The sequence below is a fragment of the Acinetobacter qingfengensis genome (assembly GCF_008693185.1).
GTDB lineage: Bacteria > Pseudomonadota > Gammaproteobacteria > Pseudomonadales > Moraxellaceae > Acinetobacter > Acinetobacter qingfengensis.
In genome coordinates, this window is record NZ_VXKN01000016.1 from 1 (window position 1) to 9953 (window position 9953).

Consider the following 9953-nt stretch of genomic DNA (forward strand, 5'->3'; position numbering starts at 1 on the left):
TTTTTTTTGTGGCGTCAGTACTGCTCAGGATCGGTTGCTGTGCCGGTTTTTTTATTATTGGTTGCGGCGTGGTGGTGTTGACTGTCGGTTGGGCTGTTACTGTTGCTGCGGAGCTATCCTGTTCTATTGTTTGTGAGGATTTCGATAATGATACAAATTTCACCTGTATGGCTTTAGTTACCGGTGGAGAGTCCAGTCGATACGACTCACTCACATTCATCAGTAGCCATAAAATCATGAGGTGACATAAGATAACAATCAATAACGTTGCCAAAGATTGTTTATGACTACTCAAATGCGCAGTGTCAAAACCCACAGGTAAACTGACTGTTTTAAGCATTATGAATGATCCTGAATATTTTTATTTCTAGTAAATAAACCCGCCTTGTCACACAAATGTGACAAGGCGAGAGAAAAAATTTAAAAATTATAAGTAAATGCCAACTTAAAGGTACGTCCCGGTGCAGCCATAGCACTACGTGATAGTGGATCTATATAAAATTGGTTAGTTAAATTTGTACCTATAAGCTCAACTCTTGCTTTTTCATTAACCTGATAATTAGCATAAGCATCAAATATCCATGTATCATCCCAAGCCAATGGAACATTTAGATAATAACCTGCATTCAAATCCAGACTCCCATTCCTCCTTAAATAGCTCTCATATTTTTTATAAAAAGTAGCTCTAGCACCTAATTCCAATTTTTCATCAAAGAATCTAGCGCCTAACAAACCATTAAAACTAATTTCTGGTGTTGCCATCGTCACTAGATAACCATTTGGAAAACCATCATCTACACATTTCTGATAAGTATTTGTTGCATATGTTGAACTTGATAATATCTGTTGAACAGCAAGATTTTCATCACAAACTTTATTTTTTAAATTATAAGCCATACTTAAATCACCGAAGAAACGCCCATTATCATAACGGCTTTGTAATTCAATTCCTTCTAATGTTTGTTTTTCTAAATTGGTAAACATTAAATTACGATCACGTTCAATAACATCTTTTGTTTTATGGTGAAAATATGCTAATTTTATGTCCGCATTTCTAGCTGTTTTAAACAAGTAACGAGCATCATATATATAACCCAATTCAAAACTAAATGTATGTTCTGGTTTTAAACCTTCGTAGGGTAAATTAGATGAAAATCCAACCGTACTTTCAAATAAACTAGGCATTCGATATTCTTCTGCATATCGAGCATAAACCCTATTATGTTCATTTAACTGAATTGCTGCACTAAATTGTGGTGCCCATGCATGAGCTTTTGTTTTTTTCACTTCTGTAATTGGAACTAAATTATAAGTTGCCCGTGGGGTTGCAGAAGTTAAAATATAATCTACACCTTCCACTCCCAAAGTTGTATCCAAATCATTTAATGGATTGTTAGCAATATGCATATTTCCATTACTATCTGCTGTCCAAGCCAATGTATTACTTTGTGACCAATAAGCATTATATAAATTTGTACCAGGAGTAAGACTACCATAGTCTCCGTCCCAGTCTGGATTAGCTGTTTGATAGCGTGCTATAAGAATATCTAAAATTCTTTGTTGTGCTGTTGTTCTAGTTTCTGGCACAGTAAGATATTCAATAGTATACCCTGTCGATTGTTTCCTATATTTTAATTGATTAGATGAAGTAACTGCTGTTAAGTTTTCATTAAGAAAATCATCAAATGCCCAATAATTACGATAACGCATTCCTGCTTCTAGAGTTAGCCAATTGGTAGGTCGATAATTAAAATTAAAATCAAATACTTTTTCTTCTCTATGCCCTGCTCTTGGCAATGCCTGAAACATAGCAACATTAATCCCATGTTCGCTATATTCATCATCCGAACTTAATTTTTCTCTTAAATAACTTCCACCTATAGTTAAATCCAGATTATCCAATAAATTAATATTGTTACTCATTGTAAAACCTTTACGAGTATTATCTGAATTTGCTACTGCTGTATTGGTAATAATGTTTGTGGTCGGCATAAGAAATGTTGGCCAGCCGCCACGAGTATAAGTATTACTTTCGGTATCGGTTTGCCATATATTGGCTGTAAAATTAATCCATTTATTATTTTCCGGATTATATTTATATTCTGCACTATATGCTTTTGAATCCACGACACTTAATGGCCATTGTGGAACACCTGTTTCCGGGGTAACTGACCACGTAATTCGAGATGGCATGATTTCGCCATATTCATTTTTAGTCTGACGATAGATTAATTTGATACTTTGATCATCTGTTGGTCGGTAAGTACCTTTTAATAACCATGATTTCATATGACTTGAAGTATTTACGACTTCGCTACCAGGCTTATAAACAGATGCAAAATAAGGAATATAATCCAAACTACTTGAAGGTTCTGCTTGATCATAAAATCCTGCATTATTTGTACCTGAAAAATAGTTTCCTCTTTTTCTTTCTGCATAAACTGCCAATAAGTCAAATTTATCTTGTTTTGTAGCTAATGCAATGCGCCCTGCAACATCATCTCCATTAAATAAATCGTTAGAATTACCATTACGATTTTGCTTATAAATGTCTGGATCATACAAAACACCACCTATTGATGTCCAAGCTGGTGTATCGGCATAATTTTGGCCAACATACTGTAATGTTGGTAAATTAGGGGAAATTGCATTACTAGAACCCTCTATTTTTATTTCTGCACCGTATTGCTTCCCCGGTTTCACAATATCACCAGCTTCCAGTGTTTTTACCAAAACACCCCCACCAACAGAAGTGGTTGCATTTGCTTCCAATGATGGTCCTTTTATCACCTCAATTCCACCAATTAAGTTTGGATCAATGTAATTACGATTATTTACCCCATTATAACCACGCCATACTGCTATTGATTGCTCTGTGCCATCAATTGTTAATGGTACTCGACCTACTCCTTGTATTCCCCTTACACTTGGGTCTAATGCGCCACTATTACGGGCATCTCCACTATAAACACCAACCATACCCTGCACTAAATCCGCAGGATTTGTACCCTTAAATCGTTCTATGTATTCTTTTCCGACATATACTGATGAGCGGTTTTTATCATATACATCATCATAGCCTTGTGTATCACGATCTTTCTGACCATAGACAACTAGAGGTGCAAGCTGGACTGCTTCTTGTTGAGCAGTTGTAACAATAGGCTGCTGCGTATTTTCAGATTGTGGTGATGTTTGGGATGGCTGATGCAGTGGATCTTTGATAATCACATAACCTTGCCCTGCTTTTTTAGCCGAGAACCCACTATTTGCCAGAATTGTTTGAAAACCTTGCTCCAGACTAAATCGACCTTTTAGACCGTTACTATTCAAACCCTGTAACTGACTGGCATCGACTGCAATCTGTGTTTCGGCAGTTTGCACAAATTGATTCAATACTGTAGATAAATGACCTGCGGCAATATCATATTGTTTGATTGCTGGTTCTGTTGCCGCCCAACTGTTTGGGCTTAATGTCGCTGATGTGACTGCCAGCATACTGATACAAGTTACATGTATGGCCAATGCAATCGCTGAAATTCGGAACCCCACCATAATTACACCTTCAAATAGATTTTTATTCCCATATAAATTCATGCCAGCAAATTTAATAATTATCATTCACATCAATGATGTGAAATGATGCTATTTTTTGCTTTCTCTGTTACTTTGACGAATAGCTGGTAGAAAAGTGGAACCAGAAAAACTCAATATGTTTAAATTCTTTTAATAGAGCTTAGATTTTTTGCAGACATTCTTATATTTCTACACTCAAAAAGAAATATAACGATGATTTATAATTCAATGCAGTCAGGATTTTGAAGTTTTTTTAGAAATATAAATCAAATAAGGGCTAATGCGCACAATTTTAATTTCCGGGAATGCCGCAGCCAAGAGTGCCAATGCTTCATCTGTATTGTCGAGTGGTAATACCGCATTTACACGTATATCCTGTAAATCCTGACTATAGAAAATCTTACCCCGATAGTTTTGATTCAATTCAGACAATACCATATTCAAGGGTAAATTTTCTGAAACAATCTGATGTTGTCGCCATTTTTGCTGTTGTTGCTCAAGATGAATATCCGGCAAAGCAAGAATTTTATTCGAATACATTTTTACCGCTTGTCCAGCGTCAACCTGCATTGTTTGTGGATATGCTGTGGTGGTTTTTTGTCGATTTAAATAATGTGAAGTTTCGACTTGTACACTAGAATGCAGCATTTTTAAAACAGTAAAACGTTGTGGATTTTTTTCCACACTAAATGCTGTTCCCAATGCCTGTATCTTACCTTGCGGGGTTTTTACAATAAATGGTCTATGACTATCTTTTGCCACATTGACATAGATTTCCCCTTGTACCAGTTCTACCACACGTTGCTGCTGACTAAAGTCCAGATTAATTGCTGTGGCACTTCTTAAAATGACTTCACTGCCATCAGATAAAATCTGTTTTTGCCATTGTCCCTGTTGGCTACGTACATCTGCTATCCAGTATGCAGGAGAATAAATGGAGAGATAGCCGTATATCAGGGTTGAGCCAACCAATACGATCGCAAATGTACTGCCCCATTTTATTTTTTTGCGTTTTTGATTGTGATGTAATTCATTATTCAGCACTTTTTGAATGAGCTGTTTATGTGGCTGCTGTGTGCTTAATTGCTGGATCGGATTTAAACTGTGCTGTAGGTCCTGTACAATTTTTTCATGTAATGGGCTTTGTGCTTTCCATTCATCCAATTGCTGCTGAGCTTGCCAACGTGTTTTTGCATCATCGGCAGTGAGCATGACGATCAGTGCTATCGCCTGCTCAATCAATTGTTCCTGCTGTTGTTCAATGTTATCGTTCATTGCATATTATTTTATTATTGGATGGAATGTTTTAAGCGATAACATTGCAATAAACATTGCGCTAGATATTTTTGGATCATTTTGGTTGATACATTTAATTGTGCAGCAATTTCCTTATGAGTTTTTCCTTCAAAATAATGTTGCAGAAAAGCCTGCTGAGCCTTGCCAGATACGTTGGATAAGACCTGACAAATTTGGTCAATTGCCTGCATCATTTCTATTTGCTGTTCTACTGAAGGAATAACATCCAGTAAATATTGCATTTCACTGAGTTCATCCAGATAGGCTTGTTCTATACGCTTACGCCGAATCTGGTCAAGCATTAAATTTTTGGCAATGGTGGTTAAATAGGCTTTGGGTTCCTGAATTCCCAGTAATGAATCCCGGGTCTGCAAGACTTTGAGAAACGTTTCCTGTACCAGATCGGCAGCTTGATCACTTTGTCCCATTTTATGACGTAACCAATCATGTAACCAGCGTTTATGCTGCTTGTATAATTGTTCAATCAGGATTGAAGAGTCCGTCATACTGTTCCACTATGCCATTAATAAATGAAAATAATTATCATTAAATAACAAGTTATCGTCAAGAAATTTATCATCTATCATTATTTTGAATCTACTTGATGTATTGTCGATTTAATAGTTATCAAATGTCCTGCCAGATAGTTGTGCACTTTCACAGGATAAGATGCTTCAAGCGCATAGCGCAGTTGTACTGGCTGATCAATTGGAAATGAACCTGAAACTTTTAAGTTTTTCACTTCAGAATCAACATAGATATAACCAGTTTGATAACGGGATAATTCTTTAATCAAATCATTCAATGGCGTTTCGTATGCCATCACCACTTTGTTTTTCCAGACATATTGCAAAGGCTGTAACGTTTGCTGAACTTGATAGTGCTGGGCATCAAAACAGATTTGTTCCCCGGCATGAATAATGCGGCTCTGTGTATTTTGTTTTAAAGTGACTTTAACTGCATTTTGCATGACAGCAAGACAGGTGGATTGCTCTTGTTTAAGCTGACGAACATTAAAGACCGTACCCAAAGCCTGCATATAAGCATGCTGACTTTCAACAATAAATGGTCGATAGGTATCGATATTTTCATGCCCGGTTTGTATGGCTATTTCGCCATAATGCAACACAATTAAACGTTGTCTTTCAGAAAATTGAACATCCAAAGCCGTCTGTGTATTTAAATCCAGTTGTGTTCCATCCTCCAACTGAATCTGTTTTTGTTCGCCTGTCTTTGTGGAATAATCGCCATTCCAGGCGGGATAAAATTGCCAATAAGCAATAGCGGTTGCAGTGATAGATAAAAAAACCAAAATCATTAATTTGGATAAATGCTGCTGTTGTTTTTTTTCGCTTTGTTCCAAAATGTTCTGGCTTTGATTCGGTAAACATTGCAATGTGCTTAATAAACGTTGCGCACGTTGCCATGCTTTTTGATGCTGCTGGCTAGCATTACGCCATTGTTCAAATTGCTGCTGTTGTTCTGCATTTAATGGCTCAGAACGAATTTTCACAACCCATTGCGCAGCTTGTTCCAATATTTCTGCATCAATTTTTTTCATTATCAGCTATCATCATCCATAATGGATAAACACAGCGTCATGGCACTCACCAAATCACGCATTACAGTTCTGGTGGATACACCTTGTCGTTGAGCAATATCTTGCTGTGTTAATCCTTCCAGTTGCGACCAGATAAAGGTCTGACGCTGACGTTCCGGCATTTCATTGAGTATTCGATTAATCAGGCATAATGCTTCAATGGCTTGCAAACGTTGTTCAGGCGTAATGTCATCATAACGTTCCGGCTGTGCAGACAATGCTTCCAGATACGCTTGCTCAATGGCTTGGCGTTGATACCAGTTGATCAACAATCCCTTGGCAATTGTGGTTAATAGTGCTCTGGGTTGATCAAAATAATAATGTTCCTTACGTCTTAATATGCGGACAAAAGTATCCTGTGCCAGATCAGCAGCATCTTCATTATTACTTAAACGTTTTTTTAGCCACTGATAGACCCATGAATGATGGTCCATATACAAACGTTCAACAGGATCACGCATAACAAACCACCATAATGAAAATGATTATCATTAATTTAACATATTCTATCGAATATGCATGTATTAAATATCATCATTTTTTTGAATTTAACCAACTTTTCATCTGATTAATTTGATATTGCACTTTGCTTTCATCTGATTTTCGTTGTTGTGTACGATATAATCTAAGTAGATTTTCCAAAATTGGTAATGCTGATTGTTGTATTTGCTCAAATGAATCCTGACTAAACAGACTTAGCCCCTTATTCCATTGTTGTTCAGCTTTTTCATATTCTCTTAATTTAAATTCGATGACTGCACTATTATTTAATACTTGAGCGTAAGCCTGTCTTAATGATCGTGATTCTGTCGAAGTCATTAATGGTTTCAATAAAATCTCATAGATATTCTGTGCCTGTTGATAATATTGCAAAGCCGGTTTATATTCTGACTGATTATCTTTAACCTGAGCGAAGTTCCCCAATAATCGGGCATATTGCTGACTATTTTGACCATAGGCTTGCTGCATTAATGCTTTTGATTTTTCAAACCATTGCAAGGATTCATCAAATTTTTTCTGCTCAAAATCAATCAAACCCAATTCATTATAATGATTTGCCAATCTTGATATATATTTATTTTTACTAGCCTGTGGTAATTGTTCATAGAAATGAATCGCCTCAAGATGTATCTCTTTACTCTGCGAGGTTTGTTGAACATTCTGACTTTTTAACTCCAGTGCATCAGCATAATCTGTCTGCCACTGCTCTGGTTTAAGGGTAGTTTTAACGGGATCAAAGCGTTTAAATATATCTGCCAAAATTTGATCAGACTTTTCGATTTGATTTTGTTGCTGATAACTTTGTGCCAAAATCAATAAAGAACGGATTACAGTCAAATTTTGCTGTGGATTACCCGCTGCTAAACTATTTTTTGTGATTAAATCATATTGGCGCTGGGTATATTGCTGTGCCTGTGATGATTTTCCTTGTTGTAACAACACCTGTTGTATTTCGCTCAATATTTTATTTTGCAAAGTAAGTCGTTCTGAGGTTTGCTGTTTGACAAGTAAGGATTGCACCATCTGATCGGATTCATTCAGAATTTGTAATGCCTGATCCCATTGTTTTTGCTTTTCATAAAATCGTGCCAGATTAAACATTAAAGTTGCTGTATTTTCATGTGTACCGATACTTTGCTGAAATAATTTAACCGCACGTTGCATATAGTTGATTGCCTGTGCAGTATTGCCTTGAGCATCGGCAATCATTGCCATCATATTCAAGCTACTGGCAATATAAGGACTGGTTTGTCCTTGGCCTTTTTCTGCAAGTTTTAAAGCTTGTTGGGCATTATTCATCGCTTGAGTGTATTGCCCTGCCTCAAACTGTTGTGTGGCATTATTCTGATAGCCTTGCCATGTTTTATCATCAGCTTTGGCATAAGAATTAATGCTAAAAAAAACAACACAACCCAAAAGAATACAACTTAAATTTTTATTTTTCTTGATTATTTTTGATGAGTGCTGATGAGTGGAATGTTTCATTGGCTATCCTGACAATAAAGCTTAAATAAAAATTATACGCCACCATTATATATAATTGACTCTCATTTTCATATAAGAAATCATTGCATTATCTACAAGTATATATCTAGATATTGAAATGATTTCCCCTTGTGATTTATCTCAACAAGGGGAATATCATCAGAAATTATAGGTTAAAGCCAGTTTCCAGGTACGTCCCGGTGCTGGCGTAGCAGATCGGCTAATTGGATCAAGATAGTAACGGTTACCCAAATTAGTTCCAATAAAATCAATACTTAGATGCTCATTGTATTTATAATTGGCATAAGCATCTACCACCCAAGTATCATCCCATTGTAAAGGTGCATTCATAAATCCCAAATTTGTATAACTTGTATCAATATATGGATTTTTAAAACCTTCAAAATAGGTGACTCGTGTACCTATTTCTAGTTTTTGATCAAATAATCGTGTACCTAACGTTAAATTAGCTTGATATTCCGGTAATGCCATATTGACTAGATAACCGGCAGGAAAACCATAATTAATACAATTTTTTGCCTTTTCCAAACCAACAGCAGTGCTAACCGACATTAACAATGCAGAGCTTTCATCACAAACCTGATTTTGTTTATTCCAAACCAAGGATAAATCTCCAAAATATCGACCATTATCATACCGTCCTGATAATTCCCAACCGGATATTTTCTGTTGATCTATATTCGAAAACACAAGATAATAATTACGTTCAATGACATTTTTAGTTTTATTATTAAAATAAGCCAGTTTAATATCAGCTTGCCCTTGTTTAAGCTTTAACAAATCTTTTAGATTATAAATATAGGCAAGTTCCCAATTATGCGCATGTTCCGGTACCAAATCATAGCCAGACTGCGAAGCAGAAAAACCCAGTGTGGTTTCAAATAAGCTTGGTAATCGATAAGCTTCACTATAATTAATATAAAAACGATTATTTTCATTTAACTTAAAAGCAGCTGAAAATGCCGGCGCCCAATTTTTATGGTCCTTTTTCTTTTTTACGTCACTAGTCACAGTTTCTGTAATAGATGTATATCCAATTTCTGGGCTACCAGTAACACTAGATATCGTTACATTTTCTTGAGTTAGGTCTATTGTTTCATTTAACAATGGATTATTGGCAGCACTGTATTTACCTGTATTCGGATCTGCATACCAATATTCATAACGAGTATAAGTATAAGCTGTACCTATTGCTGCTGCTGCACGCGTTTTACAACCTGAACATCCAGTAAATACGCCGCTTGCAACCTCATCATCATACATTTCCTGTGTATAGCTATCGACATCAACAGTATAGCTAAGTCGTTTTCCCACTTCTTTAGTGATGGTTGATGCTCCCCCCATTGACTCATTTAAATAATCATCAAAGGACCAATAGGAAGTGGATTTTGCCCCGGCAGTCAGAGTAAGCCATGGTGTTGGTTGCCAATCAAAGTTAAACCAGTATTGATTTTCTGAACGTCGGCCTGCTCGAGGT

7 protein-coding genes and 1 pseudogene are annotated in these 9953 nt (G+C 36.3%); all 8 read right to left on the reverse strand.

The features are described 5' to 3' along the window. A pseudogene (locus F4V57_RS14440) lies at nt 1-340 on the reverse strand (hypothetical protein); the annotation flags it as partial. Nucleotides 341-420: 80 nt separating this feature from the next. Next, nucleotides 421-3552 (reverse strand): TonB-dependent receptor, encoded by a 3132-nt coding sequence (locus tag F4V57_RS14445; protein ID WP_081409201.1) that lies wholly within the window; start codon nt 3550-3552, stop codon nt 421-423. Nucleotides 3553-3807: 255 nt separating this feature from the next. Continuing rightward, complete coding sequence (locus tag F4V57_RS14450) at nt 3808-4848, reverse strand: FecR family protein (RefSeq protein ID WP_070069810.1); 1041 nt, start codon at nt 4846-4848, stop codon at nt 3808-3810. A gap of 14 nt (nt 4849-4862) precedes the next feature. Next, a complete protein-coding gene (locus tag F4V57_RS14455) occupies nt 4863-5375 on the reverse strand; it encodes a sigma-70 family RNA polymerase sigma factor (RefSeq protein ID WP_070069809.1) in 513 nt (170 codons plus the stop codon). An 80-nt stretch (nt 5376-5455) separates the two neighbouring features. Continuing rightward, nucleotides 5456-6430, reverse strand: coding sequence for a FecR domain-containing protein (locus F4V57_RS14460; RefSeq protein WP_070069808.1), 975 nt, complete (start codon nt 6428-6430; stop codon nt 5456-5458). A gap of 2 nt (nt 6431-6432) precedes the next feature. Continuing rightward, nucleotides 6433-6930: a sigma-70 family RNA polymerase sigma factor gene (locus F4V57_RS14465; protein WP_070069807.1), complete on the reverse strand. Its 498-nt coding sequence runs from the start codon at nt 6928-6930 to the stop codon at nt 6433-6435. 73 nt (nt 6931-7003) lie between these two features. Next, the gene (locus tag F4V57_RS14470; RefSeq protein ID WP_070069806.1) at nt 7004-8455 is read right to left on the reverse strand and encodes a tetratricopeptide repeat protein; all 1452 of its coding nucleotides are present in this window, start codon (nt 8453-8455) and stop codon (nt 7004-7006) included. Between the two features lie 159 nt (nt 8456-8614). Continuing rightward, on the reverse strand, nt 8615-9953 hold a 1339-nt coding region (locus F4V57_RS14475; protein ID WP_150330558.1), incomplete at its 5' end, for a TonB-dependent receptor domain-containing protein.